The sequence below is a fragment of the Synechococcus sp. CBW1002 genome (assembly GCF_015840915.1).
Lineage (GTDB): Bacteria > Cyanobacteriota > Cyanobacteriia > PCC-6307 > Cyanobiaceae > CBW1002.
On sequence record NZ_CP060398.1, the window covers coordinates 790,330 to 809,667 of the forward strand.

At 62.2% G+C, this 19,338-nt stretch carries 18 protein-coding genes and 1 pseudogene; 7 read left to right on the plus strand and 12 right to left on the minus strand.

Annotated features, from left to right (window positions below; genetic code table 11):
- From H8F24_RS03700 to H8F24_RS03715, 4 genes are read right to left on the minus strand one after another with little or no spacing between them, the layout of a single operon-like run.
- Entirely contained in the window at window positions 1-441 is a 441-nt protein-coding gene (locus H8F24_RS03700; protein ID WP_197171016.1) for a response regulator, read from the minus strand.
- Window positions 442-457: 16 nt separating this feature from the next.
- Window positions 458-2,176 (minus strand): ATP-binding protein, encoded by a 1,719-nt coding sequence (locus tag H8F24_RS03705; protein ID WP_197171018.1) that lies wholly within the window; start codon window positions 2,174-2,176, stop codon window positions 458-460.
- Window positions 2,173-3,801, minus strand: a complete 1,629-nt coding sequence (locus H8F24_RS03710) for a GGDEF domain-containing protein (protein WP_197158304.1) — start codon at window positions 3,799-3,801, stop codon at window positions 2,173-2,175. The genes H8F24_RS03705 and H8F24_RS03710 overlap by 4 nt, the downstream gene beginning before the upstream one ends.
- A gap of 38 nt (window positions 3,802-3,839) precedes the next feature.
- A complete protein-coding gene (locus H8F24_RS03715) occupies window positions 3,840-4,592 on the minus strand; it encodes a phosphoribosyltransferase (protein WP_197158302.1) in 753 nt (250 codons plus the stop codon).
- A gap of 93 nt (window positions 4,593-4,685) precedes the next feature.
- Here H8F24_RS03715 and gap point away from each other — a divergent pair, with 93 nt between their 5' ends.
- Complete coding sequence (gap, locus tag H8F24_RS03720) at window positions 4,686-5,684, plus strand: type I glyceraldehyde-3-phosphate dehydrogenase (RefSeq protein WP_197158300.1); 999 nt, start codon at window positions 4,686-4,688, stop codon at window positions 5,682-5,684.
- 27 nt (window positions 5,685-5,711) lie between these two features.
- Here gap and H8F24_RS03725 read toward each other — a convergent pair whose 3' ends face one another.
- Window positions 5,712-6,152: a hypothetical protein gene (locus tag H8F24_RS03725; RefSeq protein WP_197158298.1), complete on the minus strand. Its 441-nt coding sequence runs from the start codon at window positions 6,150-6,152 to the stop codon at window positions 5,712-5,714.
- Between the two features lie 320 nt (window positions 6,153-6,472).
- Complete coding sequence (locus tag H8F24_RS03730) at window positions 6,473-7,609, minus strand: IS5 family transposase (protein WP_197169629.1); 1,137 nt, start codon at window positions 7,607-7,609, stop codon at window positions 6,473-6,475.
- Window positions 7,610-7,720: 111 nt separating this feature from the next.
- Between H8F24_RS03730 and H8F24_RS03735 the strand changes: the two genes are divergently transcribed.
- Entirely contained in the window at window positions 7,721-8,215 is a 495-nt protein-coding gene (locus H8F24_RS03735) for a hypothetical protein (protein ID WP_197158296.1), read from the plus strand.
- Window positions 8,216-8,403: 188 nt separating this feature from the next.
- Here H8F24_RS03735 and H8F24_RS03740 read toward each other — a convergent pair whose 3' ends face one another.
- On the minus strand, window positions 8,404-9,918 hold the full coding sequence (locus tag H8F24_RS03740) for an IS66 family transposase (RefSeq protein WP_197170082.1): 1,515 nt from the start codon (window positions 9,916-9,918) through the stop codon (window positions 8,404-8,406).
- 155 nt (window positions 9,919-10,073) lie between these two features.
- Between H8F24_RS03740 and H8F24_RS03745 the strand changes: the two genes are divergently transcribed.
- Complete coding sequence (locus H8F24_RS03745) at window positions 10,074-11,168, plus strand: glutaredoxin family protein (protein WP_197171020.1); 1,095 nt, start codon at window positions 10,074-10,076, stop codon at window positions 11,166-11,168.
- Between the two features lie 70 nt (window positions 11,169-11,238).
- On the opposite strand, the gene H8F24_RS03750 is transcribed toward H8F24_RS03745, so the two are convergent.
- Complete coding sequence (locus H8F24_RS03750) at window positions 11,239-11,517, minus strand: DUF427 domain-containing protein (protein ID WP_197158292.1); 279 nt, start codon at window positions 11,515-11,517, stop codon at window positions 11,239-11,241.
- Between the two features lie 321 nt (window positions 11,518-11,838).
- Window positions 11,839-12,771, minus strand: a complete 933-nt coding sequence (locus H8F24_RS03755; RefSeq protein WP_197158286.1) for a phytanoyl-CoA dioxygenase family protein — start codon at window positions 12,769-12,771, stop codon at window positions 11,839-11,841.
- Between the two features lie 625 nt (window positions 12,772-13,396).
- On the opposite strand from H8F24_RS03755, the gene H8F24_RS03760 reads away from it, so the two are divergent.
- Window positions 13,397-14,164 carry a class I SAM-dependent methyltransferase gene (locus H8F24_RS03760; RefSeq protein WP_197158285.1) on the plus strand — a complete coding sequence of 256 codons (768 nt, stop codon included), beginning with the start codon at window positions 13,397-13,399 and terminating at the stop codon, window positions 14,162-14,164.
- 264 nt (window positions 14,165-14,428) lie between these two features.
- Here the strand turns inward: H8F24_RS03760 and H8F24_RS03765 are convergent, their stop codons facing one another.
- From H8F24_RS03765 to H8F24_RS03775, 3 genes are all read right to left on the minus strand, one after another.
- On the minus strand, window positions 14,429-15,979 hold the full coding sequence (locus tag H8F24_RS03765) for an IS5 family transposase (RefSeq protein ID WP_197155761.1): 1,551 nt from the start codon (window positions 15,977-15,979) through the stop codon (window positions 14,429-14,431).
- Window positions 15,980-16,428: 449 nt separating this feature from the next.
- Entirely contained in the window at window positions 16,429-17,508 is a 1,080-nt protein-coding gene (locus tag H8F24_RS03770) for an IS3 family transposase (RefSeq protein ID WP_197171021.1), read from the minus strand.
- Window positions 17,484-17,993 carry a transposase gene (locus tag H8F24_RS03775; protein ID WP_197170293.1) on the minus strand — a complete coding sequence of 170 codons (510 nt, stop codon included), beginning with the start codon at window positions 17,991-17,993 and terminating at the stop codon, window positions 17,484-17,486. Before H8F24_RS03775 ends, H8F24_RS03770 begins: the two co-directional genes overlap by 25 nt.
- A gap of 208 nt (window positions 17,994-18,201) precedes the next feature.
- Here H8F24_RS03775 and H8F24_RS03780 point away from each other — a divergent pair.
- The 3 genes and pseudogenes from H8F24_RS03780 to H8F24_RS19110 form a co-directional block, all read left to right on the plus strand.
- A pseudogene (locus H8F24_RS03780) lies at window positions 18,202-18,354 on the plus strand (IS5/IS1182 family transposase); the annotation flags it as partial.
- Between the two features lie 159 nt (window positions 18,355-18,513).
- The gene (locus H8F24_RS19105; protein WP_231597691.1) at window positions 18,514-18,801 is read left to right on the plus strand and encodes a transposase; all 288 of its coding nucleotides are present in this window, start codon (window positions 18,514-18,516) and stop codon (window positions 18,799-18,801) included.
- Between the two features lie 136 nt (window positions 18,802-18,937).
- Window positions 18,938-19,237 (plus strand): IS3 family transposase, encoded by a 300-nt coding sequence (locus H8F24_RS19110; protein ID WP_231598021.1) that lies wholly within the window; start codon window positions 18,938-18,940, stop codon window positions 19,235-19,237.
- Window positions 19,238-19,338 lie beyond the last annotated feature (101 nt).

Sequence of the window (19,338 nt, forward strand, 5' to 3'; positions counted from 1 at the left end):
TCACAGGGGTGGCGTCCAGCGCCGCACCATCTCCAGCAGCGCCTCGAGCTGCACGGGCTTGGTGAGGACGTCGTTCATGCCGGCGCCGAGGCAATCGTGGCGGTCGGAGGCGGCGGCATTGGCGGTCACGGCAATGATCGGCACCGGCACCAGCCCGCCGGCCAGCTCACGGCGGCGGATCTCCCGGGTGGCGGCGAAACCATCCATCTCGGGCATCTGGCAGTCCATCAGGATCAGATCCCAGGCCCCTTCCTCCCAGAGCGCAACGGCCTCGCGCCCGTTGGTCGCCTTGCCCAGCACCGTCGGGAATGGGGCCAATCCAGGGGTGGCGGCAGAGGCCAGCATGCGCTCGAGGATGCGCTGATTGAGCTGGTTGTCTTCCGCCATCAGCACCCGAACGGGGCGCGAAACCGCCTTCGCCGGCACCGCAGACGTTGACACCCCGGCCACCGACCGCTCAGCCGGCGGTTCGGCGGCGGGCAGGGGCAGCAGCACCCGCAGGGTGGTGCTGCCCCTGCCCCGCGACGCTCTCGAGCGTGATCGTGCCGCCCAGCAGCTCCACCAGGCGCCGGCTGATCACCAGCCCCAGGCCCGTGCCACCAAAGCGGCGCCCGGTGGACGCATCACCCTGCTGAAACGGCTGGAACAGGCGCGCCTGGTGCTCGGCCGGGATGCCGATGCCGGTGTCGATCACCTCGAGCCGGTAGGCCCCAGCTGCGCCCTGCTGCCGCACCCGGATCTCCCCAGGGGCAGGGGTGAACTTGACGGCGTTGCCGATAAGGTTGGAGAGCACCTGCCGCAGGCGGGACGCATCACCCAGCAGCCAGGCCGGCAGTTCGGGGCCGTTCTCCAGCCGCAGCTCCACCCCCGCCGCCAGGCTGGGCCGATACAGATCCACCACCTGGGCGGCCAGGCGCCGCGGCTCGAAGGGAGCCGCCTGCAACGCCAGCTGGCCCGCCTCGATGCGGGAGAAGTCGAGCAGATCGTTGAGCAGCACCAGCAGCCCATCGCCACTGGCCTGGATCGCCTCCAGCAGCTCCCGCTGATCAGCCGAGAGCGGCGAGGAGGCGAGCAGCTGGGCTGCACCGAGCACCCCGTTGAGCGGGGTGCGGATCTCGTGACTCATATTGGCCAGAAACTCGGTCTTGGCACGGGAGCCCGCCTCGGCCCGTTCCTTCGCCTCAAGCAGTTGGCCGGCCTGCCGGTCGCGCTCCACCTCCACCCGCAGCTTCTGCTGCTCGATCGCCCCGAGCAGCATCGCCGTGAGCGATTCCACCCCCAGGAAGGCCTGCAGCGAAAGCATCCGGTCATTGAGGGTGGCGAAACCGGCGAAGGGGCCGAGGCCGCCCAGGGTGGGCAGGGTGGCCGCCAGGGCCAACAGCACCACCTGCAGCGCCACCACCCGGGAGGAGCAGCGCAGGGCCCCCCAGAGCAGGGGAAGAAAGCAGAAGTAGGTGCCACTCAGCTGCCGCGCCGCCGACTGCGACACCCCGCCGAAGATGACCAGGGCCACCACCACGGTGCTCAGCAGCACCATCGCCTTTTCCCAGGAGCCGGCCTTGAAGCGGGCGCCCCGCAGGCGCGGATCGGGGCGGGCCAGGAACAACGGTGCGACCAGAATCCCGCCGAGCCAGTCGCCCCGGGCCCAGGTGGTGGCCACATCCGGCCAGATCTCCCAGGGGATTGCCCCTGCCAGGGCCAGGGCCGTGGCCCCCGCCAGGGCCGCCACCGCAGCCTGGATCGCCGCCGCTGCCGCCAGGTTCAGATAGTCGAGGGGACGATCGATGCGGCTGCCGATCCCCCAACGGTGCAGATAGGCCAGCGCCAGCAGCAGACCCACCAGGGAGCCGGCGGCCGGCAGCAGGGCCAGCGCCAGCGGCACCTCGCTGCCGAGCACCTGGCCCCCCAGCAGCCAGGCCTTGAGCTGGGGGCCCTCGGCGAACACCAGGAACTGGCCGAAGAACACCCCCACAGCCACGGCGCCGAGCCTGGTGCCGCAGCGCAGCCCCAGACCGAGGGCGACCCCCGCCGCCAGCCAGAGGGGCGAGATCGTGGTGCCCTGAAACACCAGGTTCTGACCGAGCAGCCCGGTAGCCACATAGGCGAGAAAGGCGAACAGACCGGTGGCGGCCATGGGACTGATCCCCCCGAGGAAGCGGGCCCTGGAGGCGCTCATGGGGAGGTGCCAGACGCGAGAGAGGGGCCAGCAGCGGAGGAGCACACCACCCGGTTCCGCCCGGCCTGCTTGGCGCTGTAGAGCGCGGCATCGGCCCGCGCCAGAAACTCCTGGAGCGATTCCTCCGGCTGGATCAGCGCCACGCCGATGCTCAGGGAAATGCAGAGGTCGCCCTGCTCGAACGGAATCGGCTCGGCCACGTGCCGGCGAATCTTTTCGGCCAGGGCGAGCACCCCCGACTCGGGTGCCTCCCCCGTCTCCGTCCCCACACCCTCCAGCAGCACCACCAGCTCATCCCCACCGAAGCGCGCAGCCAGATCGGAGTGGCGGATGGAGCTGCGCAGGCGATGGGCCACCACCCGCAGCACCGCGTCACCGGCGGCATGGCCCTGCCCGTCGTTGATCGCCTTGAAGTGGTCGATGTCGCAGAACAGCGCGGCCAGCGGCAGATCGGAGCGGCGCCGGCCGTCCATGGCTGACAACCGCTCCTCCAGGCCGCGGCGGTTGAGCAATCCGGTGAGCAGATCGTGCCGGGACTCCTGCAGGAGGCTGGCCTCGGCTTCCACCTGTTCGGTCACATCGAGGATCTGGCCGATCACCTCCATCACGGTGCCGTCGTTGTTTCGGCGGCAGGAGACCGAGAGATCACCCCAGAGCACGCTGCCGTCGTGATGGAGGAAGCGCTTCCGCAGCCGGTAGGAGCTGCGGGTTCCATCCAGCAGCGCCGCCGCCAGGGCCTGATCCTTGGCGAGATCCTCGGGGTGGGTGAGGGACTGCCATGTGAGCCCGAGGAGCTCCCTCTCCGTGCGTCCGAAGAAGCGACACAACGCGGGATTCACCTGCAGGAACCTGCCCACGCCCGGCGCGCAGAGGCACATACCGATCGGAGCTGCAGAGATGATGCTGCGAAGGGCCTTCTCAGAGCTGGCCAGGGCCTGGCGCGCCAACTGCTCCGGGAGGTTGTCGCGCCAGCTGCCCACGATGCTCGTCACCCGACCAGACCCGGAACGCAAGCCCCGACCTGTCACAGCCACACTGCGGTAATCGCCCTGGCGGCAGCGGACACGCAGGTCGAAGTGGTGGGCTTCGCCGCGCCGAAAGAAGGCATCGGCTTCGCGCAGCCTGTCGATGTCATCGGGGTGAACGAACTGCCCGAAGGGCCTGCCGATCAGATCCCGGGGCCGCCAGCCGGTGAGGGCATGCACGGAACTCGACACCCACTCGGTCACCCCCTGCGGCGAGGCCGAGAACACCACATCGGAGGCGTACTCGGCCATCAGGCGATAGGAACGTTCCAGCTGCAGCCGTTCGCGGGTCAGGGCCAGGGCCAGCATCACGACCATGGCCATGGCCAGTATCCGCACCCAGTACATGGGAGTGGTGTGGAGGCCCTGGAGGGCACCAACGGCCAGAGCCATCAGCAGGGCCACTCCTGCCATGGCCAGGGTGTGCCGGAGAGAAAGCAGCCCAGCGGCCAGCAGGACCGGCACCAGGTAAAAACTGGCCAGCGGGATGTGGGGCGGCGTGGCCAGGTCCAGGAGACCGATCCCCAGCAGCAGCACCCAGAGGGTGACCGGTGTGCTGAACAACTGAGCCAAGGGGACACCGCGACGGCTCCCTGTCATTCGCACCCCCTTCTCCCCAGCCTCACTCTCCAGCTTGGTCAACGCTCACCCTCCAGGCCAGGGAGCCGCTGGAACGGTTGCAGCAGCTCCAGCACCTGCGGGTCCGTGAGCTGCTCGAACCGCTCGAACCACAGACCCACCGCCAGCAGGTCGTCCACCACCGCCAGGGCTTCAAAACGATCGAGCTGACGCTTCAGATCGATCGCCACGGCCCGGTCCACCACTGGAACCGCCAGGGTGAGGGAAGCCGGCTGCAGCTGGCGCAACGAACGCAGGGCCGCCTGCACGGTCATGCCGGTGGCGATGCCGTCGTCCACCACGATCAGGTGGCGGCCCCGCAACGCTCCGGGCTCCGGATCGCCGAACAGCCGCTGGCGCCGGGCCAGCTCCCGCTCCTGCTCCTGCAGCCAACCCAGCTGGCGGGCGGCGGCAGCCTGGCCGCTGGCCTCGACGCCATCGCGCCACACCACCACCCCAGCGGCTGCCATCCCACCGCCTGTCATCCCACGGCCTGTCATCCCACGGCCCGCCATCCCAGACGCAGCCACAGGGCCGGCCGCGACGGCGCCGATCGCCACCTCCGGATCGGCCGGATCCGCCACCTTGCGCACCGACCAGGTGCGGAGAGGCAACTGGAGCCGGTCCGCCATCGCCGCCGCCACGGGGACACCGCCGCGAGGCAATGCCAGCAGCAGGCTGGCTGGCTGGCAGGGCGATGCCAGGCCAAAACGCTCCGCCAACGCCAGCCCCGCCTGGCGGCGATCGAACCAGAGCGGTGGATCGAAAGACACGGTCGATCCAAGCAGGCAACGGAGGAGCAAGACAACCTCCCGGCCGCTGCATAGGGTGAAACGGCATGCATCCCAGGGAAGGGACGAACGCTCATGGCCATCAGGATCGGCATCAACGGCTTCGGCAGGATCGGGCGTCTGGTGTTTCGCCGCGCCTGCCAGCTCGATGACGTGGAGGTGGTGGCGATCAACGACCTGATCGATGTGAACTACATCGCCTACATGCTTCGTTACGACTCCACCCACGGCCGCTTCGGCGGATCGGTGGAGGTACAGAACGGCCAGCTGGTGGTGGATGGCAAGGCGATCCGCATCACCGCCGAGCGCGATCCCGCCAACCTGCGCTGGAGCGAGGTGGGTGCCGACTACGTGCTCGAATCCACCGGCTTCTTCCTCACCGATGAGGCCGCCCGCGCCCACCTACGCGCCGGCGCCAGGCGGGTGGTGCTGTCTGCCCCGTCGAAAGACGACACGCCGATGTTCGTGATGGGGGTGAACCACACCACCTACGCGGGCCAGGAGATCGTGTCGAACGCCTCCTGCACCACCAACTGCCTGGCGCCCCTGGCCAAGGTGATCCACGACAACTTCGGCATCGCCGCCGGGTTGATGACCACGGTGCACGCCACCACCGCCACCCAGAAAACGGTAGATGGCCCCTCGGTGAAGGACTGGCGGGGCGGCCGCGGCGCCGGCCAGAACATCATTCCCTCCTCCACCGGTGCCGCCAAGGCGGTGGGCCGGGTGATCCCGGCCTTGAACGGCAAGCTCACCGGCATGGCCTTCCGGGTGCCCACCCCGAACGTGTCGGTGGTGGACCTCACCGTGAACCTGGAGCGACCCGCCAGCTACGACAGCATCAAAGCGGCCGTGAAGGCCGCCTCGGAAGGGGAGCTGGCCGGCATCCTCGGCTACACGGAGGATGAGGTGGTGTCCACGGATTTCCTGGGGCAGTCGTGCACGTCGATCTTCGATGCCAAGGCCGGCATCCCCCTCACCGATACCTTCGTGAAGCTGGTGAGCTGGTACGACAACGAGTGGGGCTATTCCTGCAAGTGCCTCGACCTGATGCGCCACATGGCCACGGTGTGAGGGGGCCAGGCTCCTGACGGTGTGAAGTCAGGGCGGGTCGGTGAGGAACCACTGCTGCACCAGGCCCGGATCACCGCTGCTGGCATCCCCGCCGGCGGTGATCACGGCCAGGTAGTGCCCGGCGGCATTCACCCAGAGAAAGCGGCAGAAGCCCTGCCCCGTGCTGGAACAACCCCAGGCCTCGGGATGGTCGCGGCAGCGCCGGTCGTCCGGCAGGCAGCCCTCGGCCGCCGCCGGAGCCGGCACCCGCCGCCAACCCGCCGCCGCCAGCCGCTGGGCGGCGCCGGGGTAGGACTGGCCGGCCTGCAGGGGAAAGCTCAGGTCGCGGCCGGTGATCGGCGTTGACCACAGCGTCGCCAGCAGCAGCACCCCAACCAGGCTCGCGCCAAGCCGGATCAGGGAAACCCGGCTCCGCCCCAGGCGGCCTGCGAGCGGCCAGTTCTGTCGCGTCCTGCGGGAATGGGGCATCGCGAACGCAGTGGCAGGCCTCACGGGTTTCAACCATGCCAATGCCGGAAGCTCAGCACCGCTGCCGCCACTGTGCCCTGATCCCGCCGTAGCGTTCATCAAGGGTGGCACTGTCGGTGGCGATCCATTGCCCTTGATCCCTAAGAGTTTGCGGAAAAACCGCCTGAGAAGCAGCGTTTTTCCCTCCTGAGAGCTGGTGCAGCTCATTTCGGTCTGGTTTTCAGAGTTTCAGCGGCTCAGAGCTCCCCTTTTGGTGTGTTTTGCCCCTTTGGGGCTCCCTGATCACTGCCGTCTGGGCACACTTCTGGGCAACCACCTGTTCACGCCGCCGCCATCGCCGGTTTGAGCAGGTTGCCCAGGCGGATCAGGTTGTAGGCGATCACATTCAGGCCGAACACCGCACTCACCTTCTCGGTGCCGCGCAGCTTGAACTGGCGCAGACCTCCCCACTGTTTGATCCAGCCAAACACCTTCTCGATGCCGCGGCGGGCATGGATCGACTTGGCGTAGCCCACGTGGCGGGTGGTGCGGCCATCGATGGCGGAACCACCAGATCGGGCGGTGTTCTGCACCACGTGCGGCGTCACGCCGATGCGGCGCATCTCGGCGACAAAGCCCCTGGTGTCGTAGTGCTTGTCGGCACCGATGGTTTTCTGGTGGGCACCGGGACGATCCGCGGCCATGGCTTTGGCGGCATCCCGCTCCCCGGTGCCCGTGGCTTGCGTGACCTTGCAATCGACGATCAGGGCATGGCGGTTGTCCATGAGCACATGACCCCGGTAGCTCGGTTGAGCCGGGTGGGCGTTGGATTTCCGGGCCAGCAAGGCGTCGGGATCACTGCCGGAGCGGTGGGTCTTGTTGCTGAGCTTGATGCCTCGGAAATCCCCTTTCGCTCGCTTCTTGCCGGGCTTTGGAGCGCCAAAACCCTCGCCAGGGCCTGACGGCGGTGGCGGCGGATCGTCCTGCCCATCGATCCGCTCCAGTGAGGCATGGGAGGCCCAGGCCTGCAGCAAGGTGCCATCGACGGAGAAGTGCTCGTCACTGAGCAGCGGCTTGACCTCCGGAGCACCCATCAGCTTCTCCAGGAACTTCCCCATCACCTGCTCGTTCAGCAGCCGCTCCCGGTTTTTTGTGAATGTGGTGGGATGCCAGATCGGATCATCTGGGCTCAGCCCCACAAACCAGCGGAACAGCAGGTTGTAGTGGAGCTGCTCGAGCAGCAACCGCTCCGAGCGGATGCCGTAGAACGCCTGCAGCAACGAGGCCAGCAGCAGTTGCTCCGGCGGCACTGATGGCCGGCCTTCTGCGGCGTACAGATCACAGAAGGTGGGATTGAGGCGATCGAGGGCCTGATCGGCCAGCTTGCGGATCCGCCGCAGCGGATGGCCGGCCGGGATCCGATCCTCAATCGACACGTAGGAGAACAGGGAGCCGCTGCGCTCCCGTTGACCTCGCATCTGGGCTGGACAGCTGGCCCATTCTCGCAGAGATGGCCGGGTTTTTCAGCAAACTCCTAACCCCTGATCTGTGGCCTGGGCCCTCCAGCCAATCCTGCGTGTGATCCAGCCATGTCCGCTCCCGATGCCCTCACCAGCAACCTGTTCAACTCCATCCTCTGGAGCTGGAATTATGTGGGCATCGACAGCGACACGGGCCGGACGATCCGGGCGAGCGGCCAGTTCCTGAGCGACATTGATCCCGACTCCCAAGACTTCTACGCCATCCAGCGGATCCAGGGCAGTCGCAACCGCGTCCGGATTGATGGACTGTGGCCGGCGGGGAAGGCCATTCCCGGCAACATCGATCCGATCACCGGCGAGCCCTACAACGGCGACAACCGGATCCGGCAGAACGATGACGACAGGGAGAGGGCGCAACTCACCAGTGCCGGATTTCAATTTTCTCTGCGTGATGGCACGTTCGCGAACGTGTTCTTCGCCGGCTTCCTGGAGCCGCCCATCACCCTGGAATTTTTCTCCGCACCGCCCTACCCGATCGGTCCGGTCGCTCCGAACAGCGAAGACCCCGTGATCTTCCGGGCCACGCCACTGTTCGGCTTCTGAGCGAAGAGCCCTGCGATGGCCTTTCGGCTGAGCATGGCCTATCACCAGACCATGGCCTTTCGTCTGAACCATGGCCCTGCGTCTGAAACGGCGTATCCGTTCAGGGGCCGTGACGCAGCAGCGCAGCATTCCACCCCTGATCGTTGATCAACGAGCAACCACAGACACCACGATCGATGACGGCCGGCTCAGGGATTCGGCAACAGCGATGGCATCTCACCGCCGCGATGATGGGCGATCAAGGCCTGCTCCAGGAACTGCCAGATATCACGGCCCTGTTGCCGCAGGCTGGTGGTGACCGTGAGCAGCCTGCTGCGGCAGATCGCACCCTGGCGGGATTGGACGCCATGGCTGATCTTGCGCTGAATCACCGAATGGCGCAGGGCACGCTCGGCTGCGTTGTTGGTGGGCTCGATCCCTTCAATCTCCAGGAAGGTCCAGAGGCCATCGCTCACTTGCAGCAACTGATGGCAGGTACGCACCGTCTTGGCCCACGGCGTTCGCTCGCCGCGCTGGCAGCCCAGCTCCACAACCCGCTGCAGCGTGCCCACAAACGCCTGGCGGATCGGCCGACAGCCCTGCTGCAACGTGGACCAGTCGATCGTTCCGTCTTTGTAGCGGTGCCACTGGGCAAACAGCTGCTGCTGCAGGCCCAGCAGCTCCGCTCCAATCTCACCGCTGGCGCCCTGACGGTCAGCGATGGCAGTGAGATCGCGGATCACGTGCGCCCAGCACAGCTGGCGCTGCTCCAGCGGGAGATGGTTGTAGGCGGAGAAGCGGTCGCTCACCACAATTCCGCCAAAGGCATTCCCGAGCAGGTCGATCGCGGCGGCAGCCGAGCGGCTCAGGCTCTGCAAGAACACTGTCACCCCCATGGCGGTCACCATGACCCACTCCCAGCCGCGCCGGCCATCGGGGTTGCCCCCATCGGCATTACCGGTGGGGGCACCGGTTTCATCGACATAGACCACCGACTGCTGACGGGCAAACGCAAGGGCCTCCTGCATGGGCTGCTCCAGTGCTGCACTCAAGCGCTGGCGGATAGTGGCCATCGCTCCCCGGCTGATCTGTACCCCCAGCAGCTGATCCAGCAGCGCCTGGGTCTTGCTGAAACTCAACGGGAAGGCACTACCCAGCAGACCCACCAGAGCACTGAGCCGGGGACCGTAATGGCTTACTTCCACCTCCGCCGGTAACGAGGCACAGGTGCTGGTGGTACAGCAGGGGCAGACCAGGCGGTGCAGCCGGTGCTCGATCACCAGAGGCGTGATCGGTGGAATCTCGATCACCTGGTGCCTCAAGGGCTCGGGATCCTGACCCTGTAGCAACGTGCCGCAGCGGCGGCAGGCCTGGGGGTGGTGCTCGACCACCTCATCCACCCGCTCGATCGGCAGCAGCTCCGGCCCAGATCCGGGATGGCCCGGCTGGCCGCCGCGCTTGCGGCCACTGCCCTTGCGTCGTTCGGGCGGCTTAAACCCCTGGCCATCACTGGAGGGAGGCTTGGAAGAATTTCGGGAGCTGCGGCCGATCCGCTCGCGCAGATGGGCCAGTTCGGTCGCCAGGGCGGTGAGCTGGATGCGGAGCTGCTCGATCTCCTGTTGCTGCCTCTGGCACTGACTGACCAGCTCAAGAAATCCAGCCTTCACTCCCACCGGGGTGGCGGCCCAATCGGCTTCTGAAATCCCGGCCGGTGGGGTGGTCATCGCAAGGAGTCTCTTACTGAGATGCAACCAGGAATCAAGCCACCGTCAAGGGTTCAGCAAGCCCGATGTTCGTTGCGAGCTGTCCCGACTCCTGAACGGGTACGAAACGGCAACTGCAGCTCTGGCTGCTGGGGCTGCTCGGCCTGCTGCTGGCCATGGGCAGCCTCACGGGCCCTGCGTTGTCCCTGGACAGGAGCTCGGCACCTTCCAGCAATGGGAGCCCGGAACTGCAGGTCTTCGTTCGGCCCGGCTGCCCCCACTGCGCCCAGGCCAAGGCCTTTCTGCCGGCCCTGCAGCGGCAGCGCCCGGAGCTGGTGGTGCGGATCCGATCGATCGACACCGATCCGGCGGCGCTCGCCGATCTGACCCGGTACTCCCAGCAGGCGGGGGTCCAGACGCCGGGGGTTCCCACCTTTGTGATCGACGGCCAGGTGCTGGTGGGGTTCGACAGCCCGCAAGGCCGTGGCCAGGAGCTGCTGGCCCTGGTGAGCCGCGACCAGCCCAGGCTGGACCCCCTGCGGCTGGGCCCCTTCGGGGAGCTGGATGTGGGCCGGCTGGGGCTGCCGCTGTTCACCCTCGCCATGGGCCTGCTGGATGGCTTCAACCCCTGCGCCATGTGGGTGCTGCTGTTCCTGCTCTCCCTGCTTGTGCACTGGCACGACCGGCGCCGCATGGCCCTGGTGGCCGGCACCTTCGTGCTGGTGAGCGGCGCGGTGTATTTCGCCTTCATGGCCGCCTGGCTGAATGTGTTCCTGCTGGTGGGCTGGAGTACCTGGCTGCGGCTGACGCTGGCGGGGCTGGCCTTGGTGGTGGGGATGGTGAACCTGCTGGAAATCCGGCGTGAGGGTCCGGAGTTCACCCTCTCGATTCCGGCCTCCGCCAAACCGGGGCTCTACGCCCGCATGCGCGGGGTGATTCAGAACCAGTCCCTGCTGCCGGCCCTGGCGGCGGTCGCGGCTCTGGCGGTGGTCGTGAATCTGGTGGAACTGCTCTGCACCGCCGGGCTTCCGGCGCTCTACACCGCCGTGCTCGCCCAGCAGAACCTTCCCGCCGCAGCCCACTACGGTTATCTGGGGCTCTACATCCTGGGCTACATCGCCGACGACAGCCTCATGGTGGGGCTGGCCGTCGTGGCCCTGAGCAGCAACAAACTCACCGAACGAACCGGCCGGCTGCTCAAGCTGATCAGCGGAGTTGTGATGGTGGCCCTGGCCCTGGTGTTGCTGCTGAGACCAGGCTGGCTGTTGTGACCAAGCACCAACTCGCCTGCCTCGCGATGCGGTGCTTCCCACGTGAAGGGATCTGGTGGCGCCGAGCTCCTCAGCTCACCGATACGCCCTTCCAGAACGCAACCCGGCCACGGATTTCAGCGGCGGCACTCTTGGGGTCGGGATAAAACCAGGCGGCGTTCGCATTCACCTGGTCGCCGACCACCACGTCGTAGTAATGCGCTTCTCCCTTCCACCCACAGATGCTGCGGTGCGACGAGGGACGGAAATGGACAGCATTCAGCGACTCAGCCGGGAAGTAGGCATTGCCCTCCAACTTGACGATGTCGTCACTACTGGCGATGACGGCATCATTCCAACGGGCTTCCATGGCGAGAGAGCAAGGGATCATCATCCTGCAGCTTAATCACCTCAGCGTCCCCGATTCCAGGAAAAGACGCAGAACAAGCAGGCTGCGATCGCGTGCCCTGCCTTGATAACTGAAGCCTCCAGGAGGCTCACAGGCTCAGATCTCCAGAATCGGTCAGCCACGGCAAGCAGCCGCTCAAAAAAATACCGCATGCATCATGACCAGCAGTTCAGGATTGGATGCTTCAACCCAGGGGAGGCACAAGTCACGTGCCCGGCCCGCTTGAACCTGACGCTGTGCACTCCAGAGCTATGAATGCAAAGCCCGAAACCGGAAGATCAACTACCATGGAAGCTTCAGGAAGGACCTCAAATCAAAGGCGGCCTTTCCCTTGGCGACTCCCGAGGCCAGCACTGCAGGATTGTTTTGCCGAAATTCGCCATCCAACGCATAGTCAGCATAAACCAAACCATGCCTTTCCTTGAATCTCAACGAAAAGTCTTCCCGCAGATTGCCAAAGCCGAAGCCATCCGGAACAAAGTGTGCTGCTATTGAACGCCTTCTAAGGCTGCGGTCTGGCCCCGGCGTTGATCCATGAATAATTCGCGAACCCCAAAAGAAAATATCTCCTTTCTTAAGAGGAGGGGCATAAATCTGTGGATCCCGCGACTCTAGGTAAGTGCGAATTTCAGCCAGAAAGCCATCGTACATGGCATGATGTTGCCGATCAAGATAGCCACTCCGAGGAGCCATAAGATGAGTACCCGGGTAGACATAAAATCTGATTCCTTCAAGGTGCGTATCCTCAAGCGCAACCCAAGCAGCTATCAGGTGACCGTTAGGCCGGGAATCAAGATAAATCCAGTCTTGATGAGGGGGAGTGGTAGCGTGATCAAAAAGCATAGTCTGAAAAAGCTTGAAGATATTGTTCTTGCCACTAATTTGAGACAATGATTTCTGAACGCTCGAAGAGCCCAGAAGAGAAAGAATTGCACTAGAAAGCATGCCATTATCACCCTCTTCATAACTGTGGCAATTCAACAGACAATTAGCAACTCCCCCAACTCCAGTCTTGGCATGCCGCTCCCAAAGGCCCGATTGCCGCAGGTAATTACTATCCGAATCAACCACAGTGTCATTATAGATGCTAAACACTTGATCAATTTTATCCAGATCAGTGGCTCCTCTGCAGATAATATAATTTTGCTCCTGAAAATATTCCAGCGGGTCATCAATATCATCTCCCAGGTGACCAAAATACTTGAGCTTACTCATTTGCTTTGGCCAGAGATCCTGATCAATACAGGATACTGTTATCAGTGCCCATACGTCAAAATCACCAGGTCTGCTTCAGAGTCGTTCGCTCAGGCCGGCTGGCGCCTGCCTGATCCAAGCCAGCGCATCGACAATGCAGAGAAGCCTCTGACGAAGCAGATGGAAGGTGGATATTCTGAGCGAACGCAATCATTGAAGGATGTGCGAACTTCAACCACTGAAAACTATCTCTGACACAGACTTTGCCACCAGACATCAAAACGCACATCAACATCACAGGGAGAACGTCTCCACCCTTCACCTTCAAGACATGGAGGGTCGCTGAATCAGCTGGAGAGCTGCCGTCAACAACCCAACGCCCTGTCAGCCTCGCTTCCTGCCACGGGGTTCTTCGTTTCAAGCAAGGCGCGAGGGGGTTGCGCCTCCTTTGATTCCTCAAACCCTTGAGCGAGTACTGACAACGATTCAGAGCCGTAGTGGCCGAGTTGATTCATCCGAGTTTGAAGCGTCAGGATGAGTTGTCCAATCAGTACGCCTGGAGACACGGGCGCCACGAAAAGAGCAAGGGTAAAAACCCATAAGTATGGCCTCCTGTCTCCGGTCCAATCAATCACAAGTTTCGACCATGCAAAGCCTCAAGGCCTTGCCTCCCCTGCATGATTCCTGTGAAATCGGAATCAGCCAAGAGATAGAATCTCAACAAGTTGCTTCCGTGACCGCCATGGAGCCCAGCTGCCATCCTGGCCTTAAGTTTACACCAAGGTGGAATGATCCTGAATTCCAGTGGAGAAAAGAAGCCAATCAATACTACAATGATCAATGGATCAATCGATACAATCTTCATCGAGACGAAAGAGACTTGGCAAGACTGAACATCGAGGGAATGGATGTCAGCGATTCGCAGCATTTTCAGATCGGATGGTTAAGAAATATCGACAGGCTGATAGACATGACACCACCTAAATTCAATCCCTTTTACTTCCGCCTTCTTGACGTTGGCTGCGGCAGCGGAATATCGACAATCTACTTCGCAGAAAACTACAGGTTCAAAACCTATAGCGGCTTTGATTTCTCGGAGGAACTCATCAGCACCTCAAGAAAGAATTTGCTGCAGTTTTCGACCCTGCGCCAGGAGCAGATTCCGATCACATTTTTCGTCGACGACGCGCGCAGTCATAAGCTGATCGCGCAGCCGTCATTCGTCTACATGTTTAATCCATTTGGATTCAGGACCGCCGATTTATTCATTCGCAACAATCTGCAGACCTTAAGATCCACAGGAAGCATCCTTGCGATTGCCGAGGACACGTGGATCACGGAATTATCTGCAGCAGGACTTCACAAAGGGATCATTAGAAAATCATCGTATAATTTGTCGCTGGTATTTTACTGAGAGTCTCCTGAGGAAGTAGGGCCTCCTAAGAAAGTAAGAACCAGCCCCAGGTCAGCAAAGTGGGGAGGCCCCGCCCTAACACTGAGTGTTGCTCAGGCTGCAGCCGGTTGATTGCTCAGGAGCCGCTCCTCGCCTCTTCGCATGGATTCAGTGCCGATCAGTAGGGACTCCTGAAAAAGATTCTCGGCCCATCGGCGCCGGATTCGTCCGTTTGCTTCGCGTTAATCAGGCTGGCAAGCGCGGTGACATCAAGTCGGCCAGATCTCAAAAGCATGGCTTGCAGATGCCCTCAGGCGCTCTGATCGCTGACCAGGCCATAAAAAAGCTGTAGATCCACCCAAAAAGAAGGACAAAAAAGAGGCGCAGCAGCCTCAAGACCTTTTCCGCGCACATCACGACAAAGGCCATCGAGATGGAGGATTCGGCACCAGCTGGTAGACGAGCCATGATCAGATCCAGGGAATACTTGCGCTTTCCAGAGCCAAAGACGCCTTCCACTTCATTGCGTCGAGCTTGATCAGATCGGAGCTGGTGCTTGTGTGCAGTGGTGACATCAGGATCCTTGGGCGGGCGACCCAATCGCTTGCCGGAGAGGCGAATACCGTTCCTCGTGCAGAAATGCCTATTCTTGGCCGTGATATAAATCCGGTCGGCGCAGATTCGCTCTGGGTAAGATCCTGTATCCAGCTTGTATTTTTCCGCCTGAGCGATAAGGTCTTCTCCTTCGTTGTAGGGGTTCCAGCTTATGCGGTGCAAGAACGGAAAGCCGTTTTGAACCGAAACACTGATTTTGGCTCCAAACTCCACCGCAGCACGTGCTTTGCCTCGCACCATTGGGCGGATATGGGTCTGCACAAGATTCACCAGGCGGTCTGGAATGCTGTTGGTCTGAGAGGCGAGCAGAAGGCCCTGTTGCCGCTCCAACTCGCTGCAGGCCAACAACTTCTGCCACCAATGCCTCTTAAGCTCGGAAAGCCTTGCCCCGCAGCCGATCAGAGCATCAATGGCCTTGAGATTCTGCCGCACATAGCCAAGCTGATGTTTAATGGCAGCCTTCACTTTGCGGCGACGTGGTCGTTTTTGCTTCGCCACTCTCAGGAAATGAGCACGAGCAAGGCCACGGTCGTAGCGAGGTCGATGTCTCCTGAATCCCGATGACTGACTGCACAGATCATCAATGACTCGCTCGGTCGTTGTGCGAGCCTCGTTGAGGAGCTTGAGGTCTCTGGGATAGGTGATGTCGGCTGGAGTGCAACTGGCATCAATCGTGAGAGTGCCCCAATTCTTTCCTTCTGGCCAGTCAGCAGGCTTGATCAACGCATCAAGTTCTAGCTGAGCGCCTCCTCCACTGGAATCACGATCATCATGGTCGTCATCGTCTGCTGCCTGAGCAAGTGCTTCCAGAAGGATCTCTTTGCCGCGCTGCACCACCAGCTCGTTGATACGGCGCAGATCCTCGTCAGAAAAACGCTTGCGAAAGTGCACCATCATCGAGGCATCAAACGGTGCCTTAGCTGTGTAGCCCGCAAAGCCGAGAAAGAACTGAATATAGGCGTTCTCTCTGATCTGATGGACTGTCTCTTCGTCGGTGAGCCCTAACTTCTGTTTGATGTAGAGAGCACCAAAGGCCATTCTCACTGATTTGGCTGGAGCGCCAATTGTGGCGCTGAATTGAGGGGCATAGGTTTCTTCCAGCTCATCCCATGGGATCAGCCCCTCCAGTTGAACCCAGCGATTCTCGGGATCAAGTGTGCCGCCAAATGGCAGGTGGAACTCCTTGATTGAGATCTGACCGTTATTGTGCCTCCGGTACATATGGAACGATCAGGAGTAAAGGCAATCACGGATTGCCTGATTCACGGCCACTTTAGCGGTTTCTCATGCTTGAGACCAGCTGCGGCGCAATGGATCTGGATTTTTCAGGAGTCCCTCAGTAGCTGAAACAAGAAGGCAAAAAGAACCAAAAGAAGCCCCAGCAGCTTCTCGAGGTTCATTACCAGTACAGCCAATGCAATGGCTGATCCTTGGGTGGCAGCGAGCTTCCGGGACCTATCAGGGAAGTTGTCCGCTCGGGGTGCTGAGCTGAGCACCGAACTTGAGTGTACTGCGGGTTGAGGTTCAGGGTCGCCGTGGCCGGGGTGTCGTTGTCATCGATGGCTGTCTTTGGTCGGGGTTGGGGCGTCCGGCCCCTGTTCGCGGCTGTGTCCGATGGCGCCCACCGAGGGGCGCCATCGGACAGCCACGGGGGCCTGGATTGTTGAGGGTCAAGTAGCGATAGGTTGCTGCGGACGGGGATGGTTGATGCTCACAACCTGTGGCTGGCTCCAGTCACGGATGTGACGACTCCAGCGCTGCGGATTCTTCTGCCGAGCTTCTTCGTAGGTCTTCTGCCGGATGGCACAGATCCCATCGACCTGGCCGTAGTGCCGCTGATTGGGCGTCACGTACTTGATGCCGCTGTGCCGGTGCTCAGCGTTGTACCACTCGACAAAGCCATCCACCCAGGCTTTTACCGAGAGCAGTTCCCGGAAGCGCCGTAGCGGATAACTCTGGTGGTACTTCATGGTACGGAACCATGATTCAGCGTAGGCGTTGTCGTTGCTGACGCGCGGCCTGGAGAACGAGAGCGAAACACCCAGCTCCGCCATCTTGGCCGCCAAGGCGAATGAGCGCATGGGGGCGCCATTGTCCGAGTGCAGGACCGCAGCAGTCTCCTTGTTGATTCCTTCATCGCGGCAGACGCGATCAAAGAATGCGCTGGCGAGCACGCTGCATTCGCGCTCATGCACTTCCACTCCAAGGATGCGGCGGCTCCACACATCCATCACCATGTAGAGGTAGTAGAATTGACCCTTGACATGGCCGGGCAACAGGGTGATATCCCAGGCCAGCACTTGGTAAACTCCTGTTGCCTCCAGCACCGGGACTGGTCTTGGCTCGCGGGGAGAGCGGGCCCTGCCACGATGATTCAGCAGGCCTTCCTGCCGCATGATGCGATAGATCGTCGACTCTGAACCCACATACATTCTCTCCTCAGCAAGAATGGCCACGATCTGAGCAGGCGCAAGATCGGCAAAGCGCGGATCATTGACGGAGTCAATCACCCGCTGCCGCTCTTTTGCCGTGAATCTGTGAGCCACTTCACGTGGGGCACCCTTGCGGCGGTCCACACTGAATCCCTGGCCGCTGATATCAAGCCCCCAGCGCCGCAGAGTGCGTGAACAGATGCCGATCAGATCAGCAACAGCCTTGATGGAAGCTCCTGCATTGAGGCCTTCATGGAGAAAGTCCATGGCTTTATTTCTCTGCTCTGACGGAATCAGGACTCCTCTTCTTGCAGCCAAAGCTGATCGAGCTTTTTTGACAGCATCAGCAATGTTGCCGCCTCCGAAAGAGCTTTTTCCTTCTTCTGCAACTCACGTTCAAGGCGCCGGATCTGGCGTGCCTGCTCCTGGTTTTTGCGCTGTAGATCCCTGTGGTCGGTCATGGTCGGCGCGCTGGGGCCATTGGCATCCTCAGCGGCCTGGCGCCAGCGGGCAAGCTGTTTGGGGTAGAGGCCCCGCTCACGGCAGTAAGCGCCGAGATCGGGGCCGCTGAGGCCTGCGGCCTGGATCACGGCGGCCAGTTTGTCGGATGCGCCCCACTGCTCCGGCGGCTTGCTGGTGGCCGGCACCAGCTGGCCCTCTTTCTGCCACTGACTGCGCCAGTTGTAGAGGGTCTGGGTAGTGATGCCGGTGGAGCGAGCGATCTCGGCCACGCTCTCTCGGTTGGGCGGGCTCATGCGATTGCGGATCTCAGCCCGCACGGCCTGGTCATAAATCGGTTTCATGGTCCTCGGTTTGGCCCCCTAGTGGATGGGTCAGACCGAGCGGACTTCTTTCCTGACGCAGGGGGCCTGGACTAAATGTGTCTAGAATAATTAGGGCTTCCTGAGAAAGAGCAAAGCGGCTGCGCCGCAGTGGATCCGAGCAGATTTCAACTGTAGAATGTGCTCAATTCGGCTCGATATCGCCGAAAAGCAGTCCAGAGTTTTCCACATGTATCGGCGCGAGCATCGTCATCAGCTCTCGTTTGAGGATTTCTTCTTGCCGTTTGGCGGCAAACTCTCTGGTGACAATCGCTGGATCAAGCTTGCTGAGCTCATTCCCTGGGATGAGCTGGAGGACGACTACGCGGCGCCTATCAGCAAAGATGTCCGCTCAGGGTACTGATCTGAGTACCTCAGAAAGCCTACTCCGGATGGAGGATCATGGGCTTCGAGATCGGATGTGAGGTGGTCTGGCTTTTCTGGACAGGCCCCATCGTTAACCTCTGAGGCGGGGTACCGCCCCTGAAAGGGGCTCCCACCGATGAGCAAGCGCCGCACCCACAGCCCCGAGTTCAAGGCCAGGGTCGCCATGGAGGCGATCAGTGGCCGCAAGACGATCCAGGAGATCGCCGCCGACCACGCCATCCACCCGATCCAGGTGAGCCAGTGGAAGCGGCAGCTCCTGGACGGTGCCAGCGAGCTCTTCACCCGAGGCAAGAAGACCAAGGACAAGGAGGAGGGGCAGGCCAAGGAGGCGGAGCTGTTCCAGCAGATCGGACGGCTGCAGATGGAGCTGGAGTGGCTCAAAAAAAAGTCTCAACTGCTCTGATGCCCGTGAACTGCGCAAGCTGGTCGATCACGACCACCCCGAGCTCAGCATCAGCAGGCAGTGTGCGCTGCTGGGGCTGCCTCGATCCACGCTGTACTACCGGCCGACACCGGTCCGTGTATCGACGCTGCGGATCATGGCCAGGATCGATGCTCTCTACCTGGAGGATCCCTGCAGCGGCAGCCGCCGGATGGTGGACTATCTGGCCCAAGATGGTATCCCGATCAGCCGAGATCGAGTGCGAAACCTCATGCGGCGCATGGGATTACGGGCGATCTACCAGAAGCCCCGGACGACGGTTCCAGGTGATCCGTCCGTGCGGTTCCCCTGCCTGGTGGACCTCACGCAGGTCACGTCGGTGGATCAGGTCTGGGCGACCGACATCACCTACATCGGCGCCTATCAGCAAAGATGTCCGCTCAGGGTACTGATCTGAGTACCTCAGAAAGCCTACTCCGGATGGAGGATCATGGGCTTCGAGATCGGATGTTGATCGTCATCGCGCGTTGATCAGGAGCGCAGGCTTGAGCGGCCGGC